This is a genomic window from Serratia sp. CY40230, assembly GCF_052168835.1.
GTDB lineage: Bacteria > Pseudomonadota > Gammaproteobacteria > Enterobacterales > Enterobacteriaceae > Serratia > Serratia nematodiphila.
Window position 1 is genome coordinate 470859 of the sequence record NZ_JBJNLX010000004.1, and the last position, 19055, is coordinate 489913.

The window sequence follows — 19055 nt, forward strand, 5'->3', positions numbered from 1 at the left end:
ATGTCGCAAGCTGCCCTGAATGCGCGCGATCGCGAGGTGGATAACGGCCCGCGCCGCAGCAATGGAACCCAGTTGGCGGGAATGATTTTCCTGCTGATGGTGTTGGGAACGGTCGTGTGGAGCGGTTGGGCGGTGCTTGGCTGGATGAAAGACGCCAGCCGCCTGCCGCTCTCAAGGCTGGTGGTGACCGGCGAACGCCATTACACCACCAACGATGATATTCGTCAGGCGATCCTGGCGCTGGGCGCACCCGGCACCTTTATGACGCAGGATGTGGACGTTATCCAGCAGCAGATCGAACGTCTGCCGTGGATCAAGCAGGCCAGCGTGCGCAAACAATGGCCGGATGAGCTGAAGATCCATCTGGTGGAGTACGTCCCGGTGGCGCGCTGGAACGATTTGCACATGGTGGACGCCGAGGGCAAAGCGTTCAGCGTACCGGCGGAGCGGGCGGGCAAGCAGAAGTTGCCGCTGCTCTACGGGCCGGAAGGGAGCGAGCAGGATGTGCTGGAAGGCTATCGGGCGATGAGCGCCACGTTGGCGGCCAGCAAATATACGCTGAAAATGGCGGCGATGACCGCGCGCCATTCCTGGCAGCTGGCGCTGGACAACGATGTCCGGCTTGAGCTGGGGCGCGATGACCGCAACGGGCGTTTGCAGCGGTTTATCGAGCTTTACCCGGTATTGCAGCAGCAGGGCCAGGCGGAGAGCAAGCGTGTCAGCTATGTCGATCTGCGCTACGAGTCCGGCGCTTCGGTAGGGTGGGCTCCGGTGTTGGTCGATCCGCAGGCGCTTGGCGGTCAGCAAAACAGTAATCAGCAACAGAATCAGGCACAGGCAAAACAACAATGATCAAGTCGACGGACAGAAAACTGGTAGTTGGACTGGAGATCGGTACTGCAAAAGTCTCCGCGTTGGTAGGGGAAGTTCTGCCCGATGGCATGGTCAACATTATCGGGGTGGGCAGCTGCCCGTCTCGCGGTATGGATAAGGGTGGCGTAAACGACCTGGAATCGGTGGTGAAGTGCGTACAGCGCGCCATCGATCAGGCCGAGCTGATGGCGGACTGCCAGATCTCTTCGGTGTACCTGGCGCTGTCGGGCAAACACATCAGCTGCCAGAACGAAATCGGCATGGTGCCGATCTCGGAAGAGGAAGTGACGCAGGACGACGTGGAGAATGTGGTGCACACCGCCAAATCGGTGCGCGTGCGCGACGAACACCGTATCCTGCACGTGATCCCTCAGGAATACGCCATCGATTATCAGGAAGGCATCAAAAACCCGGTTGGGCTGTCCGGCGTGCGCATGCAGGCCAAGGTGCATCTGATTACCTGCCATAACGATATGGCGAAGAACATCGTCAAGGCCGTGGAACGTTGCGGCCTGAAAGTTGACCAACTTATTTTCGCCGGTCTGGCCGCGAGCTACGCGGTGCTGACCGAAGATGAACGCGAACTCGGCGTTTGCGTGGTGGATATCGGCGGCGGCACCATGGATATGGCGGTGTATACCGGCGGTGCGCTGCGCCACACCAAAGTGATCCCTTATGCCGGGAACGTGGTCACCAGCGATATCGCCTACGCCTTCGGCACGCCGCCGACCGATGCGGAAGCGATTAAAGTTCGACACGGTTGTGCGCTTGGGTCGATTGTTAGCAAGGATGAGAATGTAGAGGTGCCTAGCGTCGGGGGACGTCCTCCGCGCAGTCTGCAAAGACAGACGCTGGCTGAAGTCATTGAGCCACGCTACACCGAACTGTTGAATCTGGTTAACGATGAAATTTTGCAATTGCAGGAGCAACTGCGTCAGCAAGGGGTGAAGCATCATCTGGCGGCAGGTATCGTGCTGACCGGTGGCGCCGCCCAGATTGATGGCCTGGCAGCCTGTGCGCAACGGGTGTTCCACACTCAGGTACGCATCGGCCAACCCTTGAACATCACGGGTCTGACGGATTATGCGCAGGAGCCTTACTACTCGACGGCGGTAGGTCTGCTGCACTATGGAAAAGAGTCTCACCTGAGCGGTGAGACAGAAGTAGAAAAACGCGCCTCGGTGGGCAATTGGTTTAAACGCATCAATAGCTGGCTGAGAAAAGAGTTTTAATGTTTCAACAAAGAGATCATGCTGAGTAATCTTTTTATGATCTCGCAGCGACAGGCACAAAACGGAGAGAAACTATGTTTGAACCAATGGAACTAACCAATGACGCGGTGATTAAAGTCATCGGCGTCGGCGGCGGCGGTGGCAACGCCGTTGAACACATGGTGCGCGAGCGCATCGAAGGTGTTGAATTCTTCGCTGTGAACACGGACGCCCAGGCGCTCCGCAAAACGGCGGTTGGCCAAACCATCCAGATTGGTAGCGGTATTACCAAAGGTCTGGGTGCGGGCGCGAACCCTGAGGTGGGTCGCAATTCAGCGGAAGAAGACCGCGAAGCCCTGCGCGCAGCGCTGGACGGCGCAGACATGGTCTTCATCGCAGCCGGCATGGGCGGCGGTACCGGTACCGGTGCGGCGCCAGTGGTGGCTGAAGTGGCTAAAGATTTGGGTATTCTGACCGTGGCCGTGGTGACCAAGCCTTTCAACTTCGAAGGCAAGAAGCGCATGGCATTCGCGGAGCAGGGTATCGCTGAACTGTCCAAACACGTGGACTCGCTGATCACCATCCCGAACGACAAGCTGTTGAAAGTTCTGGGGCGCGGCATCTCTCTGCTGGACGCGTTCGGCGCGGCCAACGACGTGCTGAAAGGCGCGGTGCAGGGTATCGCCGAGCTGATCACCCGTCCGGGCCTGATGAACGTCGACTTCGCCGACGTGCGCACCGTGATGTCCGAAATGGGCTACGCGATGATGGGTTCCGGCGTGGCTTGCGGTGAAGACCGCGCCGAAGAAGCGGCCGAAATGGCGATCTCCAGCCCGCTGCTGGAAGACATCGACCTGTCCGGCGCGCGCGGCGTGCTGGTCAACATTACCGCTGGCTTCGATCTGCGTCTGGATGAGTTCGAAACTGTGGGTAACACCATCCGTGCGTTCGCTTCCGACAACGCTACCGTGGTTATCGGTACCTCGCTGGATCCGGAAATGAACGACGAACTGCGCGTTACCGTGGTTGCAACCGGTATCGGTATGGACAAGCGTCCTGAAATCACTCTGGTGACCAATAAGCAGGCCAGCCAGCCAGTGATGGATCACCGTTATCAGCAGCACGGCATGTCGCCTCTGCCGCAGGAAGTGAAACCTGCCGCCAAGGTGGTCAACGACCAAGCTGCGCAGCCGAATAAAGAGCCCGACTATCTTGATATTCCAGCCTTCCTGCGTAAACAGGCAGACTAAGAATATCCTGAGAATTTGGAATCTCCGCTCTTTGTGCTAAACTGTCCCGCCGGCCATGCTGTATGCTTGGCTGGTAGGATGGATAACATTGCGAGATAAAACGATGATCAAACAAAGGACATTAAAACGTATTGTTCAGGCGACTGGCGTCGGTTTGCATACCGGCAAGAAAGTCACGCTGACAATGCGCCCAGCGCCGGCTAATACCGGGGTCATCTATCGTCGCACTGACTTGAATCCACCGGTTGATTTTCCGGCTGATGCAAAATCCGTGCGTGATACCATGCTCTGTACTTGCCTGGTGAATGAGCATGACGTGCGTATTTCGACCGTTGAGCACCTCAACGCCGCGCTGGCTGGGCTGGGCATCGACAATATCGTCATCGAAGTCGACGCCGCTGAAATCCCAATCATGGACGGCAGCGCCAGTCCGTTCGTGTTCTTGCTGCTGGATGCCGGCATCGAAGAACTGAACTCGGCGAAGAAATTCCTGCGTCTGAAAGAGACCGTGCGTGTTGAAGATGGCGACAAATGGGCCGAGCTGTCCCCGCATAACGGGTTCCGCCTGGACTTCACCATCGACTTCAACCACCCGGCTATCGACGCCAGCTCTCAGCGCTACCGTCTTGATTTCTCGGCTGAGTCGTTCGTGCGTCAAATCAGCCGCGCGCGCACCTTCGGGTTCATGCGCGATATCGAATATCTGCAGTCCCGCGGCCTGGCCCTGGGCGGCAGCTTCGATTGCGCCATCGTGGTAGATGACTACCGCGTGCTGAACGAAGACGGTCTGCGTTTCGAAGACGAGTTCGTACGTCACAAAATGCTGGACGCCATCGGCGACCTGTTCATGTGCGGCCACAACATCATTGGCGCGTTCACCGCGTTCAAGTCTGGGCACGCGCTGAACAACAAACTGCTGCAGGCCGTACTGGCCAAGCAGGAAGCGTGGGAATACGTGACCTTCCAGGACGAAGCCGAAATGCCGTTGGCATTCAAGGCGCCGTCTACCGTATTGGCGTAAGGTCTGAATTCCTCGCCTGCGAATAACGGCAGGCGCATCCTCTGAGAGCCTGAGAATTCAGGCTCGTGATGCCGTCTGATGTTTTGCAGTTGTGTCGCTGATTACTTATCACGACTGGTTGTGTTGGTACCCTCTCCGGCCAATGCAGCCAGCCGTTCCAATATCTTGCGCAGTTTCTCCGGGCTACGGCTCGCCAATCCTCTCAGCTCTTCCGCACTTTCCAGACTCAAATGCCGCATCGGCACGGGTTTTTCCGGCGCTTTTTCGGCGTTTTGCACCTGGTTGCTGCCTTTCGCCATCAAGGCCGGATTAATCCTGATGTCGATCGACGACAATGATGGTAGAATTTGCGCTCGTAGTGCAGACAGCAAAGCGGGTTGTTCGTAGCGCAAGCGCATCATCCAACTGGCATTTGCCGTTTCGAGCACTAAAATACCCTGTCGGAAATTCGCGACGCGGCACCAGGGATGCAGGGGGGCGGGCAACAGGCCCTTCACTGCACGGTTAAGCTTGAGCAGCGCCACCGCGCGTTGCTGGACGTTATGCAGCGGCCCTTTGCTGCCGGCAGACGCGTCGTCGAACAGGACATCTAATAATTGTGGACGGCTATCGCGCATAATGGGCTCCGGCGGATTATAAACTCGTGATCGGTATTCTAAATCGTTGGCGACAATTTGGCAGACGTTATTTCTGGCCCCATCTCCTGTTAGGGATGGTTGCGGCCTCGCTTGGCGCGTCTTCCAATTTGTCCGGCGCTCCCGATCAGGCCGCACTGCCGAATACGTCGTCCAGCCTTAACCGGCAAAATTCGGCCAACGGCACCTTCAATAGCCTGGCCCTGCTGCAGGACGCGCACCGCCGCCCTACCTTCAGCGTAGATTATTGGCAGCAGCATGCACTGCGCACCGTCATTCGTCACCTCTCTTTCGCGCTGGCGCCGCAGGCGGTTTATGCGCGGGTACAGGAGAGCGAAGCCGAAGCGGAACCGCCTTTGCAGGTAGCGCAACTGGCGCTGCTGTCTACCCTCAATGCGCTGCTGACGCATGAGCCGAAGCCGCCGACCATCATTCGCCACACCCACCTCGAGGTGCTGCCAACGCTGGCACGGCACCAGACCGGCCTGTGGGTGGCTCAGGTGCAAGGCATTCGCGCCGGGCCCGTCGTTCTCGTCTGACTCCGCCCTTAGGGCACAAAAACCATAAATAATAGCAAGTTGACTGCCGCATTCGGCCGTCATGACAGAGATATCAAACATCATGTTAGTGAAATTATTAACCAAAGTTTTTGGCAGCCGTAATGATCGTACCCTGCGCCGCATGCGCAAAGTGGTTGAGCAGATCAACCGCATGGAACCGGACATGGAAAAACTGTCCGATGACGAGCTGAAAGCGAAAACCAACGAGTTCCGCGCACGCCTGGAAAAAGGCGAGTCGCTGGAAAGCCTGATCCCGGAAGCCTTCGCCGTGGTGCGCGAGGCGAGCAAGCGCGTGTTCGGCATGCGTCACTTCGACGTGCAGCTGCTGGGCGGCATGGTGCTGAACGACCGCTGCATCGCCGAGATGCGTACCGGTGAAGGTAAAACCCTGACCGCGACGCTGCCGGCCTACCTGAACGCCCTGAGCGGCCGCGGCGTGCACGTCGTGACCGTCAACGACTATCTGGCGCAGCGTGACGCCGAAAACAACCGTCCGCTGTTCGAGTTCCTCGGCCTGAGCATCGGCATCAACCTGCCGGGCATGCCGGCGCCGGCCAAGCGTGAAGCTTACGCCGCCGACATCACCTACGGCACCAACAACGAATACGGCTTCGACTACCTGCGCGACAACATGGCGTTCAGCCCGGAAGAGCGCGTGCAGCGCAAACTGCACTATGCGCTGGTGGATGAGGTGGACTCCATCCTGATCGATGAAGCGCGTACGCCGCTGATCATCTCCGGCCCGGCCGAAGACAGCTCCGAGATGTACATCAAGGTCAACAAGCTGATCCCTAAACTGATCCGCCAGGAAAAAGAAGACTCCGACACCTTCAAGGGTGAAGGGCACTTCTCGGTGGACGAGAAGGCGCGTCAGGTACACCTGACCGAACGCGGTCTGATCCTGATTGAAGAGATGCTGGTGGAAGCCGGCATCATGGATGAAGGCGAATCGCTGTACTCGCCGACCAACATCATGCTGATGCACCACGTTACCGCCGCGCTGCGCGCCCACGTGCTGTTCACCCGCGACGTTGACTACATCGTGAAAGACGGCGAAGTGATCATCGTCGATGAGCACACCGGCCGTACCATGCAGGGCCGCCGTTGGTCCGATGGCCTGCACCAGGCGGTGGAAGCCAAAGAAGGCGTGGAGATCCAGAACGAGAACCAGACGCTGGCTTCGATCACCTTCCAGAACTACTTCCGTCTGTACGAGAAGCTGGCTGGGATGACCGGTACCGCCGATACCGAAGCCTTCGAATTCAGCTCGATCTACAAGCTGGACACCATCGTGGTGCCAACCAACCGTCCGATGATCCGTAAGGACATGCCGGATCTGGTGTACATGACCGAGAAAGAGAAGATCGGCGCTATCATCGAGGACATCCGCGAGCGTACCGCCAAAGGCCAACCGGTGCTGGTGGGTACCATCTCAATCGAGAAATCCGAAGTGGTGTCCCGTGAGCTGACCAAAGCGGGCATCGACCACAAGGTGCTGAACGCCAAATTCCACGCCATGGAAGCGGACATCGTCGCCCAGGCCGGCCAGAGCGGTGCGGTAACCATCGCCACCAACATGGCGGGCCGTGGTACCGATATCGTGCTGGGCGGCAGCTGGCAGGCCGAAGTAGCGCTGCTGGAAGCGCCGACCGAAGAGCAGATCGAAGCCATCAAAGCCGCCTGGAAAGAGCGCCATGACGCGGTGCTGGCGGCGGGCGGCCTGCATATCATCGGCACCGAGCGCCATGAATCGCGCCGTATCGATAACCAGCTGCGCGGCCGTTCCGGTCGTCAGGGCGACGCCGGTTCATCCCGCTTCTATCTGTCGATGGAAGATGCCCTGATGCGTATCTTCGCCTCGGATCGCGTATCCGGCATGATGCGTAAACTGGGCATGAAAGAAGGCGAAGCGATTGAGCACCCGTGGGTGACCAAGGCGATCGCCAATGCCCAGCGTAAGGTAGAGAGCCGCAACTTCGACATCCGTAAGCAACTGCTGGAGTACGATGACGTCGCCAACGATCAGCGCCGCGCCATCTACAGCCAACGCAACGAATTGCTGGACGTGTCCGACGTGAGCGAAACCATCGCCAGCATCCGCGAGGACGTATTCAAGAGCACCATCGACAACTACATCACGCCGCAGTCGCTGGAAGAAGAGTGGGATATTCAGGGGCTGGAAGAGCGCCTGAAGAACGACTTCGATCTGGAGATGCCGATCGCCCAGTGGCTGGACAAAGAGCCGGAGCTGCACGAAGAGACGCTGCGCGAACGCATTCTGGAGAACGCCAAAGAGCAGTATCAGCGTAAGGAAGAAGTGGTCGGCAGCGAGATGATGCGCAACTTCGAGAAGGGCGTGATGCTGCAGACGTTGGATTCTCTGTGGAAAGAGCATCTGGCGGCGATGGACTACCTGCGTCAGGGTATCCACCTGCGCGGTTACGCGCAGAAGGATCCGAAGCAGGAGTACAAGCGTGAATCCTTCAACATGTTCGCCACCATGCTGGAATCGCTGAAATATGAAGTGATCAGCGTGCTGAGCAAGGTACAGGTGCGGATGCCGGAAGAGGTGGAAGCGCTGGAACAGCAGCGCCGTGAAGAGGCCGAGCGTCTGGCGCAGCAGCAACAGCTGAGCCACCACGACGAGAACGCGCTGGTGACTGAAGATCCGAACGCGCCGGCGACCGCCGAGCGTAAAGTGGGGCGCAACGATCCTTGCCCATGCGGTTCCGGCAAGAAATACAAGCAGTGCCACGGCCGCCTGCAGTAATGCCGGCCGCGGTTAACCGATAACACCCAGGGGTTCAGCTTGCTGAGCCCCTGTTTTTTGGCACCCATCAGGAGGGTGAGATGAAACATCTGAATATCGCCGTGGGCATTATCCGCAATGCTCAACAGGAGATCTTTATTACCCGCCGCGCCGCCGATGCGCACATGGCCGGCTTTTGGGAGTTTCCCGGCGGTAAGATCGAACAGGGTGAAACGCCTGAACAGGCGTTGAGCCGCGAGCTGCGGGAAGAGACCGGTATCGAAGCCGAACGCGCCGAACTGCTGGAGGTGGTGGAGCACCGCTTCAGCGATCGCATCGTGACGCTGAATTTTTATCTGGTAGAAGCCTGGGTGGGTGAGCCGTTCGGCCGCGAGGGGCAACCGATGCGCTGGGTAAAACAGGTGGACCTGCGTGAAGACGAGTTCCCGGAAGCCAACGTCGGCATTATTCAGCTGCTGGTGGCACAGGCGAACGCCGCGCAATAACCAGTTTGGCCTGGCGTCCGCCAGGCCAACAGCGGGCGATCAGCGATCGTCCATTTCGCTCCAGTCTTCGCTTTCCGACAGATCGCTGTTGCTCGGAATGCGTTTCTCTTCATCGGCCCACTCGCCAAGATCGATCAGCTGGCAGCGTTTGCTGCAAAACGGCCGGAATGGGCTGACTTCACCCCAAACCACGCCGGTGCCACAGGTTGGGCATTTTACTACGGTCGTCATAACGGTTCCTTACGCCTTCTTGCGGTGCTGAGAAGGCTTTCTTTCATAAGTTCAACAACAGGCCAGTTCGAACGTCAGGCGTTCAGGCACCGCGCCATGTTCGCTGTCCAGCGGCAGGAAACGAATAGCATAACGCGTCTTATGGCCGGAAATCTGCGGATAAAGCTGCGGCGCCAGATGGAGGCGCAGGCGCAGCAGATCCGCCCCTTCGGCGTTGTCCTGGAAAAAACCGTTCAGGCTGATTTGATTGCGGAACGGCCCGGATTGGCGGATCAGATCCAACACCATGATCAGCGCCTGGTTCAGCGGATCCAGCGACTGCAGCCAGGCGGCGACGTCGGCATCGCGATCCTGCTGCGGCGCGTGCATCCACATGTGCAGGGTCGGCAGATCGAAGCTGCAGCAACCGCCAGGAATGTTCAGCCGCTGACGCACCAGGCCGATCAGCCGATCTTCGCGCAGCGCCTGGCCGAGGCGCGGCGCCGCCATCAGTGCCGATGAGCGCGACTTCAGCTGGCCGCGCAGCTGGTCGATCAGCGCCATATCCACGCCCGGCACATCGGCCCAGGCCAACAGTTTCTGCTGCTGGCGCTCCAGCTCTTTGAGCAGTTCGGTGCGCACTTCGCCGCGCTCCAGCACGTCCAGCAAGTCGGAGACGGTGCGAAAGAAGGTGAGGGCGATGGCGGTTTCACTCAGGGCGCGTTGGCCGTGCAGCTGTTGCAGCAGGAATTCGATGCGCAGCCAGGTGCGCATCTTCTCGTTCAGCGGGTGTTCAAAGAGAACGGTTGGGGAAACATCACTCATGCAGTTTAATCCTGTTGGGGCGCTGTTGCCGCCAGTTCAAGGTAGCGACGATGCAGAGCGGCGACCTGTGGCTCTATCCCCTGAGCGGCGCCGCTGTTGTCAATAATGTCATCCGCCACGGCGAGGCGCTGCTGGCGCGTGGCCTGGGCGGCGAGAATGCTCTGCGCTTGCTCACGGCTTACGCCGTCGCGCGCGATGGTGCGAGCCAGCTGGGTTTCGGCGTCGACGTCGATCACCAGCACCCGATCGGCGCGATCCTGCAGGCGGTTTTCCACCAGCAGCGGCACCACCCACAGCGCGTACGGGCTGGTGGCCTGCGCCAGTTGGCGCTGGGTTTCTCGGTGTATCAGCGGGTGCAGCAGCTGGTTCAGCCAGGTTTTGTCATCGGGATGGCTGAAGATGCGCTGACGCAGCGCAGCGCGATCCAACGCACCGTCCGGCAGCAACATTTCATTACCAAATCGTTCGGCGATCGCGGCCAAGGCAGGGGTGCCCGGCTCGACGACCTGACGGGCGATCACGTCGGCATCGACAAGGGTTGCGCCGTGGCGCGCAAAGGCGTTCGCGACGGTCGTCTTGCCGCTGCCTATGCCCCCGGTCAACGCAACAATGTAGGCCATGGTGTTAGGTGCATCCGATGTTCATAAAAAAATAATAGTCGAATCATAAAGCGATCGCGCAGAAGTGCAAGTCGGCAGGCGGCGCTTGCGCATCGGCACCGATTGGGCGGTGAGAAAAAACGCAGCGGCACGGCAAAAATGAGCGGGCAATCACACTGCGATTATGCAGGTAAATTTGTCGGATTGTAGCGTAAATAAAGGCGAATTCGCAGTCTTGTTCGGCGATTATTAGCGCGTATTATAACGTCACTGGAACTGGCATTAATCTCGCCGCCGTCTTTTTGCGCCACTGGAAAGCCGTCGGGTAGAGGTTCGAATATCCTCCTTGCGATCCGTCGCCATTAACCAGGAAATCATAAGTCATGCGTATTGAAGAAGATTTGAAGTTGGGCTTTAAAGACGTGTTGATCCGCCCTAAGCGCTCCACGCTGAAAAGCCGCTCCGAGGTTGAACTGGAACGTCAGTTTACCTTCAAGCATTCAGGTTGCAGCTGGTCCGGCGTGCCGATTATCGCCGCCAACATGGACACGGTGGGCACCTTCCGCATGGCCGAGGCCCTGGCTTCTTTCGACGTTCTCACCGCCGTACACAAACATTACAGCGTCGAGCAATGGGCTGACTTCGTGCAGCGCATGCCGGAATCGGTGCTGCGCCATGTGATGGTCTCCACCGGCACCTCCGAAGCCGACTTCGCCAAAATGCAGCAGATCCTGGCCCTGTCTTCGGCGCTGAAATTCATCTGTATCGACGTGGCCAACGGCTACTCCGAACACTTCGTCGCCTTCCTGCAGAAAGCGCGCGAAGCCTGCCCGAATCACGTCATCTGCGCAGGTAACGTGGTAACCGGCGAGATGGTGGAAGAGTTGATCCTCTCCGGCGCCGACATCGTTAAAGTCGGCATCGGCCCGGGGTCGGTATGCACCACCCGCGTGAAGACCGGTGTGGGCTACCCACAGCTGTCGGCGGTGATCGAATGCGCCGACGCGGCCCATGGGCTGGGCGGCCAAATCGTCAGCGACGGCGGCTGCTCGGTGCCGGGCGATGTGGCCAAAGCTTTCGGTGGCGGCGCGGACTTCGTGATGCTGGGCGGCATGCTGGCCGGCCACGACGAGTGCGAAGGCACCGTGGTGGAAGAGAACGGCGAGAAGTTCATGCTGTTCTACGGCATGAGCTCCGAGTCGGCGATGAAGCGCCACGTCGGCGGCGTAGCGGAGTATCGCGCGGCCGAAGGCAAAACCGTCAAGCTGCCGCTGCGCGGCGAGGTGGAGTTTACCGTGCGCGATATCCTCGGCGGCTTGCGTTCCGCCTGCACCTACGTCGGCGCCGAGCGTCTGAAAGAACTGACCAAGCGCACCACCTTTATCCGCGTGGCGGAGCAGGAAAACCGCGTCTTCGGCAGCAAATAAGCCGCAGCTTGCATTCGGGCGCCGCGCACCGCGGCGCCCGCTATCCTCTTCTTTATCCCAGCACGCTGCCCAGTTGAAAGATAGGCAGATACATGGCGATCACCAAAGCGCCGACAATCCCGCCCACCACCAGCATCAACAGCGGCTCCAGCGTTTGCGCCAGCGTATCGGCCAGCTCGTGCGTCTGCCGTTCATACCACTGCGCCAACTTATCCAGCAAGGCGTCCAGCGAACCGGACTCCTCGCCCACCCGCACCAGCTGCCGGCACAGTGGCGGAAACAGCGGTTGCAGGCCCAGGGCCTGATGAAACGCTTCGCCTTCGGCGATCTGCCGTTGCACCTGCTCCAGCGCCTGCCGGTACAGCGGATGATCCGCCGCCAGCGCCGCCGCGTTCAAGCCTTCCACCAGCGTCAGCCCCGCGCGTTGGGTCATGGTCAGGATACGAAATGTTTGGCTCAGCGCGCCGCCGCTCATCAGCCGGGAAATCAGCGGCAGGCGCAGCAAGGCGGCCTGTTCGCGTTGGCGCCACGGAGGGCGAGGATGCAGCCAGCGGCAGTAGCCGAACAGCAACGCGCCGAGCAGCAGCGCCAAATAGGGGCCAACGGCGATCAGCTGCGCGGACAACCCCAATAATCCTTGGGTAAACCAGGGCAGCTGCGCATCGAACGACTGATAAACCTTGGCAAATTCCGGCAGCACCATCACCAGCATCAGCACGCTGACCAGCAGCGCCACCGCGCAGATGAAGAGGGGATACCGCAGCGCTTTGGTCACCTTGCGGCGCAGCAGCAACTGGGCCTCCTGTTGCTGCGCCAGCTGCAGGCAGCAGCGATCGAGGTTGCCGGTCAGTTCGCCGATGGCGATCAGTTGGCGATAGATCAGTGGAAAAACGCCTGGTTGTGCGGCAAGGCTTTCGGAGAGCGGCTGCCCTTCGCGCACCTGGTCGGCCAGCTGGCGCAGCAGGCAGCGCCAGGCTGCCGAAGGATGCTCTGCTGCCAGCAACTGCAGCGTATTGACCAGCGGCAGCCCGGCCTGCAACAGGGTAGCGAGCTGGCGGGTGAAGTGGATTAACGGTTCTCCGCGCCATTGGCCGGGCGTGACGCGTTTGCCGTGCCCGATCCGCCAAGGTTGCAGGCCTTGTTCGATCAGCAGCCGGCTCACCTGCCGTTTTTCCTCGCTCATCAGTTCGCCGCGGCGTAAGGTGCCCTGAGCGTCGAAAGCTTGCCACAGAAACAACCGGCGCGCTTTCATGGCGTGGTTACGCCGGGCTGGACGACGTCGATCACGCGGTACAGTTCTTCCAGCGAGGTCGTGCCTTCGGCGGCCAGCGCCAGACCCGCCTGCAGCAGCGAAAGCTGCCCCTGTTCGCGGGCGATATCCGCCAGCAGACTGGGAGCTGCGTTCGCCAGCAATGCCGCCTGAATTTCCGGCGTAATGGCCAACAGTTCATACACGCCGATGCGCCCATAATAGCCGCCGAAGCAGTGCTCGCAGCCGTCGGCGCGCCAGGCGAGCAGCGGTTCCGCCCAGAGCGCGGTGGGAAAATGCGCCGGCTGGCTTTGCGGGTAGCGGCAGTGGCGACACAGCCTGCGCACCAGCCGCTGGGCGACGACCAGCTTCAGGCAGCCTGCGAGCAGGTAGCCGGGGATACCCATGTGCATCAGCCGCGTCAGGGTTTCAGCCGTGGAGTTGGTATGCAGCGTTGACAGCACCAGGTGGCCGGTTTGCGCGGCCTTGACCGCGATCTCGGCGGTTTCCGCATCGCGGATCTCGCCGATCATGATGACGTCCGGATCCTGGCGCAGCAGGGCACGCAGCACTCGGGTGAAGTTCAGCTCGGTTTTGGCGTTGATCTGGGTCTGATTGATGCCGAACAGCGGGATCTCGACCGGATCCTCGACGCTGCACAGGTTGCTTTGCGCATCATTCAACTGGCGCAGCCCGCTGTACAGCGTTACCGTCTTGCCGCTGCCGGTCGGGCCGGTCACCAGGATCAAACCTTGCGGGCAGGCCAACGCTGCCGCGTAGCGCGCCAGATCCGTCCGGCTCATGCCCAGTTGATCCAGCGGCAGCTCTTGCTGCTCGCCCTGCTGAACGCGCAGCACCACCTTTTCGCCGTGCAACGTCGGCAGGGTGGCGATGCGCATGGCATAGCGCGCGCTGTCCAGCGTCAGGCTGAGCTGCCCGTCCTGAGGTTGACGGCGCTCGGCGATATCCAGTTGGCCGAGGATCTTCAGCCGGGCAATGAGGCGCGCAGCCAGCTGCGGCGGCGGTGAGGCAAGGGTTTGCAGCACGCCGTCGATGCGCAGGCGAATGCGAAAATGCTGCCGAAAGGGCTCAAAGTGAATGTCCGAGGCGCGGCGCTGAATGGCCAGGCGCAGCGTCTGGTTGATGAACTGTACCACCGGCGCATCGCCGTCGTCGGGGTAGGCGATGTCGGTCGTATCCTCTTCGGCCGTCAACGGCGCCGGGAGCGGCTCGTGGTGCTGGTTCAGCGCCGTCTCCAGCCTGGCCGCCGGCCATTGTTCCAAATGGATGCGCTTGCCGGTGGCGAAACGCAGCGCCGCCAGCAGCCCCTGCGGCGCTTCTTCGCTGAGCGCGACCGTCAGGGTGGTCGGGTCTTCGCTCAGCGCCAGCGCCTGATAGCGCCGGCACAGGGCGTGAACCTCTTCGCTGATTTGCGCGTTCATCGCCATTACTCCGCCGCGTTGTCGAAGCGGAAGACTTCCTGGCACACCTCAACCAGCGTCGCGTTTTCGCTGCTGCACAGCCGGCTCCAGCGGGTCAGCCCATCGGCGTTCGACTTGGGGGTTAATGCCACCGCCAGGCCCTGCAGCGTTTGGCTGCCGGTCAGCGTGATCACGCCTTTGACGACTTTCACCCCGCTGACATAGCGCGACGTGCCGCCGGTGGGAATGCCTTTGCTGCCGGCCTCGCAGCCGGCTGGCGCGCCTTCGTCCAGCACGCACAGCTCGACCGCCATTTTATACGGCGCCATGGTTTGCAGCATGTCGGTCATCGCTGCTTTCTGGATGTAGCGCTGGTAGGCGGGAATGCCGATGGCGCTGAGGATGGCGATGATGGCGATCACCACCATCAGTTCTATCAGGGTAAAGCCGCGTTGTGTTTCCATGCGTTGTTTCCTCCATTGGGGTGTGGAAGACAACGGTAGCGGCTTGCTCGGGGACACGGCGAGGGGCGGTTACGCGTTTCTCGGCGCGCCTCCATCAGTAATGATGTGGTTTGCAGCGGTGAATAAAACGGTGAGAGGGGGTTCGCAATTTTACGGTAACGCCCCCGGCAGCGGCCGGGGGCGAGGGGATCATTTGAAGCGCATCGACAGATCGAGAGCGGTCACATGCTTGGTCAGCGCGCCGACCGAGATGTAATCCACGCCGGTCTCGGCGAAGGTGCGCAGCGTCTCGCGGGTGACGTTGCCGGACACTTCCAGCTGGGCGCGGCCCTGGGTTTGTGCGACCGCCTGACGCATCATCTCTACGCTGAAGTTGTCCAGCATGATGATGTCGGCGCCGGCATCCAGCGCCTGCTGCAGTTCATCGAGCGACTCGACTTCCACTTCCACCGGCACGTCGGCGTGCAGCCAGAAGGCTTTTTCCACCGCGTTTTTGATAGAACCGGAGGCGATGATGTGGTTTTCCTTGATCAGGAAGGCATCGGACAGCCCCAGCCGGTGGTTGCTGCCGCCCCCGCACAGCACGGCGTATTTCAGCGCGGTGCGCAGGCCGGGTAAGGTCTTGCGGGTATCGAGCAGGCGAGTCCGGGTTCCTTCCAGCAGGGCCACATAGCGGCTGACCTCGGTCGCCACGCCGGAGAGCGTCTGCACGAAGTTCAGCGCGGTGCGCTCGCCGGTCAGCATCACCCGCGCCGGGCCGCGCAGCCGGCAGAGCGGTTGGTTCGGCGTCAGACGGTCGCCGTCCGCCACCAGCCACTCCACCTGCACCTGATTGCCCAGTTGAATAAAGACCTCATTCAGCCAGCGGCGGCCGCAGAACACGCCGGCTTCACGGGTGATGACGGTGGCTTCGGCCTGCTTGTCAGCCGGTAACAATTGCGCGGTAATATCGCGCCCGGCGTCGACTTCACCCGCCAGGTCTTCGCGCAGCGCCTGGGCGACGGCATAGGGAATATCACTTTCAATTCGTTCAAGAAGCTCGGTGCGGCGACTGTCGGCACTGTAGCGGCGTGTCGGCATGGAAAACTCCGAAATGGACGGTTAGATCGTAGGGGAACATGCTACTCTGTTGCAGGAATAAGTACCACCGCAGAGAGGTGTCTGATGCAGTTGGAAAATGGCTGGATTGTCGGGGTGACGCGAGTGCTCTCGCCGCACAGCGATCGGCGCCCGGATGACGAGCCGCCCTCGCTGCTGGTCATCCACAACATCAGCTTGCCGCCCGGCGAGTTCGGTGGCCCCTATATCGACCAGCTGTTCACCGGCACGCTCGACCCTGCGCAGCACCCTTATTTCGCCGATATCCATCAGCTGCGGGTGTCGGCGCATTGCCTGATTCGCCGCGGCGGAGAGATCGTGCAGTATGTGCCATTCGACCAGCGCGCCTGGCACGCGGGCGTTTCCCTGTATCAGGGGCGCGATCGGTGCAACGATTTCTCCATCGGCATCGAGCTGGAAGGGACTGACCAGTTACCCTACACCGAAGCGCAATATCGCACGCTGCAGGCGGTCACCGTGCTGCTGGCCGAACATTATCCACCGCTGGCGGCCAATATTGCCGGGCATTGCGATATCGCCTCCGGCCGCAAGACCGATCCCGGGCCGGCGTTCGATTGGGATCGCTATCTGGCATCTCTGGAACAACGCGGCGCGCCCGCCGACGCTATGCTTGAGACAAGAAAAAGGGAGAGGAATCGCTAATGACGCTGTTTACGCTGTTGCTGGTTTTGGCCTGGGAGCGCCTGTTCAAGCTGGGAGAACACTGGCAGCTGGATCATCGCCTCGAAGTGGTATTTCAGCGGCTGCATCGGGTTTCGCTGGCGCAGACGCTGGCGATGACCGCCGCCTGGATGGTGATCGTCTGGGGCGTTCTGTGGTTGTCGCACGGGCTGTTCTTCGGCGTGGTGACGCTGCTGCTGTGGATCGTCATCGATCTGCTGTGCGTCGGCGCCGGCATCAAGCGCAAACACTACCGCGCCTACCTGAAAGCGGCGCGGCAGGGGGATATCCACGCCAGCGATCAGATGGCGGAAGAGCTGGCGTTGATCCACGGCTTGCCGGTGGACTGCAGCGAAGAGCTGCGCCTGCGCGAGCTGCAAAACGCGCTGCTGTGGATTAACTTCCGTTATTACCTGGCGCCGCTGTTCTGGTTCGTGGTCTTTGGGCCGTACGGGCCGATCGCGCTGGCGGGGTATGCCTTCCTGCGCGCCTATCAAACCTGGCTGGCGCGCCACAATACGCCGCTGGAGCGTTCACAGTCGGGCATCGATCACCTGCTGAACTGGCTGGACTGGATCCCGGTGCGTTTGGCTGGAGTGGCCTACGCGCTGTTTGGCCACGGCGAGCGTGCGCTGCCGGCCTGGTTCGCCTCGCTGGGGGATCGGCATTCGTCGTCGTATCAGGTGCTGACGCGGTTGGCCCAGTTCTCGCTGGCGCGCGATCCGCATATGGATCCGGTGCAAACGCCGCGGGCGGCGGTGACGCTGGCGCGCAAGGTGACGATGATCATCGTGGTGGTGGTGGCGCTGTTGACCATTTACGGCACGCTGCTTTAAGCCGCAGAGAAAAAAAACGGGCGCCGAGGCGCCCGTTTTTTTGGCCATTCGGCCGGGATTACAGCTTGGCGAAGCAGAGACGCGCGGCGTCGATGGTGCGCTGGATGTCTTCCTTGCTGTGCGCCACGGACATGAAGCCCGCTTCGAAGGCGGACGGTGCCAGATACACCCCTTCTTCCAGCATCAGGTGGAAGAAGCGCTTGAAGCGTTCCACGTCGCACTGCATCACGTCCTGGTAGCAGGTGACCGCCGGCGCGTCGGTGAAGAACAGGCCGAACATGCCGCCGACGTTGTTGACCACCAGCGGAATATTCTCCTCCTGCGCCGCGTGCAGCAGGCCAGCGGCCAGCATCTCGGTCAGTTCGGTCAGCGTCTGGTGCACGCCGACCTGTGAGACTTCGGTCAAACAAGCGTAGCCCGCCGCCATGGCGATCGGGTTGCCGGACAGGGTGCCGGCCTGGTAGACCGGGCCGGTCGGCGCCAGCGCCTCCATCACTTCGCGACGGCCGCCGAAGGCGCCCACCGGCATGCCGCCGCCGATGATTTTGCCGAGGCAGGTCAGATCAGGCTCGACGCCGTAATAGGATTGCGCGCCGGCCAGCGCGACGCGGAAGCCGGTCATCACTTCGTCGATGATCAAGAGCGCGCCGTACTTGTCGCACAGGGCGCGCAGGCCCGGCAGGAATTCCGGCAGCGGCGGCACGCAGTTCATGTTGCCGGCGACCGGCTCGACGATGATACAGGCGATTTCGGACGGGTACTGTTCGAAGGCGGCGCGCACCGAATCCAGATCGTTATAGGTGCAGGTCAGAGTGTGCTTGGCGAAGTCGGCCGGCACGCCCGGTGAGTTCGGCTGGCCGAGGGTCAGCGCGCCGGAGCCGGCTTTCACCAGCAGGCAGTCGGCGTGGCCGTGGTAGCAGCCTTCGAACTTGATGATTTTATCGCGGTTGGTGTAGCCGCGCGCCAGGCGGATGGCGCTCATGGTGGCTTCGGTGCCCGAGTTCACCATGCGCACCATATCCATCGTCGGCACCAGCTCGGTGACCAGCTGCGCCATTTTGACTTCCATCTCGGTCGGCGCGCCGAAGCTCAGGCCACGCTGCGCCGCTTCGATCACCGCGTCGCGGATCGCCGGGTGGTTATGCCCCAGCACCATCGGCCCCCAGGAACCGACATAGTCGATATAGGCCTTGCCGTCGGCATCGAACAGGTAAGCCCCGTCTGCGCGCTCGATAAACAGCGGCACACCGCCCACGCCGGTGAATGCACGCACCGGAGAGTTTACCCCGCCGGGGATCAACTGTTGCGCCTGGGCGTACAGACTTTCGGACTTGCTGTGTAGGCTCATAAATCGGCTCCTGGATTCTCTTTTGAATGATTTGACCGCGCTATTCTAGAGGAGAGCGCCGCGTTATGAAACGATCACAGTCAGATACCATT

Annotated in this window: 19 protein-coding genes; 10 read left to right on the forward strand and 9 right to left on the reverse strand. The window is 60.8% G+C overall.

All coding sequences use genetic code 11. The annotated features are described in order from the left end of the window. From ftsQ to lpxC, 4 genes are all read left to right on the forward strand, one after another. Nucleotides 1-852, forward strand: coding sequence for a cell division protein FtsQ (gene ftsQ, locus ACJ8IJ_RS16815; protein ID WP_004932761.1), 852 nt, complete (start codon nucleotides 1-3; stop codon nucleotides 850-852). Then, nucleotides 849-2105, forward strand: a complete 1257-nt coding sequence (gene ftsA, locus ACJ8IJ_RS16820) for a cell division protein FtsA (RefSeq protein WP_004932758.1) — start codon at nucleotides 849-851, stop codon at nucleotides 2103-2105. The genes ftsQ and ftsA overlap by 4 nt, the downstream gene beginning before the upstream one ends. A 74-nt stretch (nucleotides 2106-2179) precedes the next feature. After that, nucleotides 2180-3334: a cell division protein FtsZ gene (ftsZ, locus tag ACJ8IJ_RS16825; protein WP_004932757.1), complete on the forward strand. Its 1155-nt coding sequence runs from the start codon at nucleotides 2180-2182 to the stop codon at nucleotides 3332-3334. A gap of 103 nt (nucleotides 3335-3437) precedes the next feature. Continuing rightward, nucleotides 3438-4355 carry a UDP-3-O-acyl-N-acetylglucosamine deacetylase gene (gene lpxC / locus ACJ8IJ_RS16830; protein ID WP_004932754.1) on the forward strand — a complete coding sequence of 306 codons (918 nt, stop codon included), beginning with the start codon at nucleotides 3438-3440 and terminating at the stop codon, nucleotides 4353-4355. Between the two features lie 101 nt (nucleotides 4356-4456). Here lpxC and ACJ8IJ_RS16835 read toward each other — a convergent pair whose 3' ends face one another. Further along, nucleotides 4457-4972, reverse strand: a complete 516-nt coding sequence (locus ACJ8IJ_RS16835; protein ID WP_004932751.1) for a DUF721 domain-containing protein — start codon at nucleotides 4970-4972, stop codon at nucleotides 4457-4459. A 26-nt stretch (nucleotides 4973-4998) separates the two neighbouring features. Between ACJ8IJ_RS16835 and secM the strand changes: the two genes are divergently transcribed. The 3 genes from secM to mutT all read left to right on the forward strand — a co-directional run bounded on the left by secM (nucleotide 4999) and on the right by mutT (nucleotide 8805). Beyond that, nucleotides 4999-5529, forward strand: a complete 531-nt coding sequence (gene secM / locus ACJ8IJ_RS16840) for a secA translation cis-regulator SecM (RefSeq protein WP_033650184.1) — start codon at nucleotides 4999-5001, stop codon at nucleotides 5527-5529. Between the two features lie 82 nt (nucleotides 5530-5611). Further along, nucleotides 5612-8320 (forward strand): preprotein translocase subunit SecA, encoded by a 2709-nt coding sequence (gene secA / locus ACJ8IJ_RS16845; RefSeq protein WP_004932741.1) that lies wholly within the window; start codon nucleotides 5612-5614, stop codon nucleotides 8318-8320. An 80-nt stretch (nucleotides 8321-8400) separates the two neighbouring features. Beyond that, nucleotides 8401-8805 (forward strand): 8-oxo-dGTP diphosphatase MutT, encoded by a 405-nt coding sequence (gene mutT, locus ACJ8IJ_RS16850; protein WP_442518832.1) that lies wholly within the window; start codon nucleotides 8401-8403, stop codon nucleotides 8803-8805. 39 nt (nucleotides 8806-8844) lie between these two features. Here the strand turns inward: mutT and yacG are convergent, their stop codons facing one another. From yacG to coaE, 3 genes are read right to left on the reverse strand one after another with little or no spacing between them, the layout of a single operon-like run. Then, nucleotides 8845-9036: a DNA gyrase inhibitor YacG gene (gene yacG, locus ACJ8IJ_RS16855; RefSeq protein WP_004932737.1), complete on the reverse strand. Its 192-nt coding sequence runs from the start codon at nucleotides 9034-9036 to the stop codon at nucleotides 8845-8847. A 51-nt stretch (nucleotides 9037-9087) separates the two neighbouring features. Beyond that, the gene (gene zapD, locus ACJ8IJ_RS16860; protein WP_004932732.1) at nucleotides 9088-9840 is read right to left on the reverse strand and encodes a cell division protein ZapD; all 753 of its coding nucleotides are present in this window, start codon (nucleotides 9838-9840) and stop codon (nucleotides 9088-9090) included. Nucleotides 9841-9845: 5 nt separating this feature from the next. Then, complete coding sequence (gene coaE / locus ACJ8IJ_RS16865; protein ID WP_004932729.1) at nucleotides 9846-10460, reverse strand: dephospho-CoA kinase; 615 nt, start codon at nucleotides 10458-10460, stop codon at nucleotides 9846-9848. 362 nt (nucleotides 10461-10822) lie between these two features. On the opposite strand from coaE, the gene ACJ8IJ_RS16870 reads away from it, so the two are divergent. Next, nucleotides 10823-11866, forward strand: a complete 1044-nt coding sequence (locus ACJ8IJ_RS16870; RefSeq protein WP_004932727.1) for a GMP reductase — start codon at nucleotides 10823-10825, stop codon at nucleotides 11864-11866. Nucleotides 11867-11918: 52 nt separating this feature from the next. Here the strand turns inward: ACJ8IJ_RS16870 and hofC are convergent, their stop codons facing one another. From hofC to nadC, 4 genes are all read right to left on the reverse strand, one after another. After that, nucleotides 11919-13118: a protein transport protein HofC gene (gene hofC / locus ACJ8IJ_RS16875; protein WP_442518833.1), complete on the reverse strand. Its 1200-nt coding sequence runs from the start codon at nucleotides 13116-13118 to the stop codon at nucleotides 11919-11921. Beyond that, nucleotides 13115-14557 (reverse strand): type II secretion system protein GspE, encoded by a 1443-nt coding sequence (gene gspE / locus ACJ8IJ_RS16880; protein ID WP_442518834.1) that lies wholly within the window; start codon nucleotides 14555-14557, stop codon nucleotides 13115-13117. Before gspE ends, hofC begins: the two co-directional genes overlap by 4 nt. A gap of 5 nt (nucleotides 14558-14562) precedes the next feature. Then, nucleotides 14563-15000 carry a prepilin peptidase-dependent pilin gene (gene ppdD / locus ACJ8IJ_RS16885; protein WP_033631793.1) on the reverse strand — a complete coding sequence of 146 codons (438 nt, stop codon included), beginning with the start codon at nucleotides 14998-15000 and terminating at the stop codon, nucleotides 14563-14565. Between the two features lie 189 nt (nucleotides 15001-15189). After that, entirely contained in the window at nucleotides 15190-16080 is an 891-nt protein-coding gene (gene nadC / locus ACJ8IJ_RS16890; RefSeq protein WP_442518835.1) for a carboxylating nicotinate-nucleotide diphosphorylase, read from the reverse strand. 84 nt (nucleotides 16081-16164) lie between these two features. On the opposite strand from nadC, the gene ampD reads away from it, so the two are divergent. Then, nucleotides 16165-16761: a 1,6-anhydro-N-acetylmuramyl-L-alanine amidase AmpD gene (gene ampD, locus ACJ8IJ_RS16895; RefSeq protein WP_442518836.1), complete on the forward strand. Its 597-nt coding sequence runs from the start codon at nucleotides 16165-16167 to the stop codon at nucleotides 16759-16761. Next, nucleotides 16761-17615 carry a beta-lactamase regulator AmpE gene (ampE, locus tag ACJ8IJ_RS16900; protein WP_004932714.1) on the forward strand — a complete coding sequence of 285 codons (855 nt, stop codon included), beginning with the start codon at nucleotides 16761-16763 and terminating at the stop codon, nucleotides 17613-17615. Before ampD ends, ampE begins: the two co-directional genes overlap by 1 nt. Nucleotides 17616-17673: 58 nt before the next feature. Here the strand turns inward: ampE and hemL are convergent, their stop codons facing one another. Next, nucleotides 17674-18963, reverse strand: coding sequence for a glutamate-1-semialdehyde 2,1-aminomutase (gene hemL / locus ACJ8IJ_RS16905; protein ID WP_442518837.1), 1290 nt, complete (start codon nucleotides 18961-18963; stop codon nucleotides 17674-17676). Nucleotides 18964-19055 lie beyond the last annotated feature (92 nt).

What these genes read in the sequence shown, in the direction of transcription:
- ppdD (WP_033631793.1), bottom strand. Translation starts at nt 15,000, where the DNA reads ATGGAAACACAACGCGGCTTTACCCTGATAGAACTGATGGTGGTGATC.
- ftsZ (WP_004932757.1), top strand. Translation starts at nt 2,180, where the DNA reads ATGTTTGAACCAATGGAACTAACCAATGACGCGGTGATTAAAGTCATC.
- hemL (WP_442518837.1), bottom strand. Translation starts at nt 18,963, where the DNA reads ATGAGCCTACACAGCAAGTCCGAAAGTCTGTACGCCCAGGCGCAACAG.
- ampD (WP_442518836.1), top strand. Translation starts at nt 16,165, where the DNA reads ATGCAGTTGGAAAATGGCTGGATTGTCGGGGTGACGCGAGTGCTCTCG.
- ftsA (WP_004932758.1), top strand. Translation starts at nt 849, where the DNA reads ATGATCAAGTCGACGGACAGAAAACTGGTAGTTGGACTGGAGATCGGT.
- coaE (WP_004932729.1), bottom strand. Translation starts at nt 10,460, where the DNA reads ATGGCCTACATTGTTGCGTTGACCGGGGGCATAGGCAGCGGCAAGACG.
- ftsQ (WP_004932761.1), top strand. Translation starts at nt 1, where the DNA reads ATGTCGCAAGCTGCCCTGAATGCGCGCGATCGCGAGGTGGATAACGGC.
- lpxC (WP_004932754.1), top strand. Translation starts at nt 3,438, where the DNA reads ATGATCAAACAAAGGACATTAAAACGTATTGTTCAGGCGACTGGCGTC.
- ampE (WP_004932714.1), top strand. Translation starts at nt 16,761, where the DNA reads ATGACGCTGTTTACGCTGTTGCTGGTTTTGGCCTGGGAGCGCCTGTTC.
- nadC (WP_442518835.1), bottom strand. Translation starts at nt 16,080, where the DNA reads ATGCCGACACGCCGCTACAGTGCCGACAGTCGCCGCACCGAGCTTCTT.
- mutT (WP_442518832.1), top strand. Translation starts at nt 8,401, where the DNA reads ATGAAACATCTGAATATCGCCGTGGGCATTATCCGCAATGCTCAACAG.
- hofC (WP_442518833.1), bottom strand. Translation starts at nt 13,118, where the DNA reads ATGAAAGCGCGCCGGTTGTTTCTGTGGCAAGCTTTCGACGCTCAGGGC.
- ACJ8IJ_RS16835 (WP_004932751.1), bottom strand. Translation starts at nt 4,972, where the DNA reads ATGCGCGATAGCCGTCCACAATTATTAGATGTCCTGTTCGACGACGCG.
- yacG (WP_004932737.1), bottom strand. Translation starts at nt 9,036, where the DNA reads ATGACGACCGTAGTAAAATGCCCAACCTGTGGCACCGGCGTGGTTTGG.
- secA (WP_004932741.1), top strand. Translation starts at nt 5,612, where the DNA reads ATGTTAGTGAAATTATTAACCAAAGTTTTTGGCAGCCGTAATGATCGT.
- zapD (WP_004932732.1), bottom strand. Translation starts at nt 9,840, where the DNA reads ATGAGTGATGTTTCCCCAACCGTTCTCTTTGAACACCCGCTGAACGAG.
- gspE (WP_442518834.1), bottom strand. Translation starts at nt 14,557, where the DNA reads ATGAACGCGCAAATCAGCGAAGAGGTTCACGCCCTGTGCCGGCGCTAT.
- ACJ8IJ_RS16870 (WP_004932727.1), top strand. Translation starts at nt 10,823, where the DNA reads ATGCGTATTGAAGAAGATTTGAAGTTGGGCTTTAAAGACGTGTTGATC.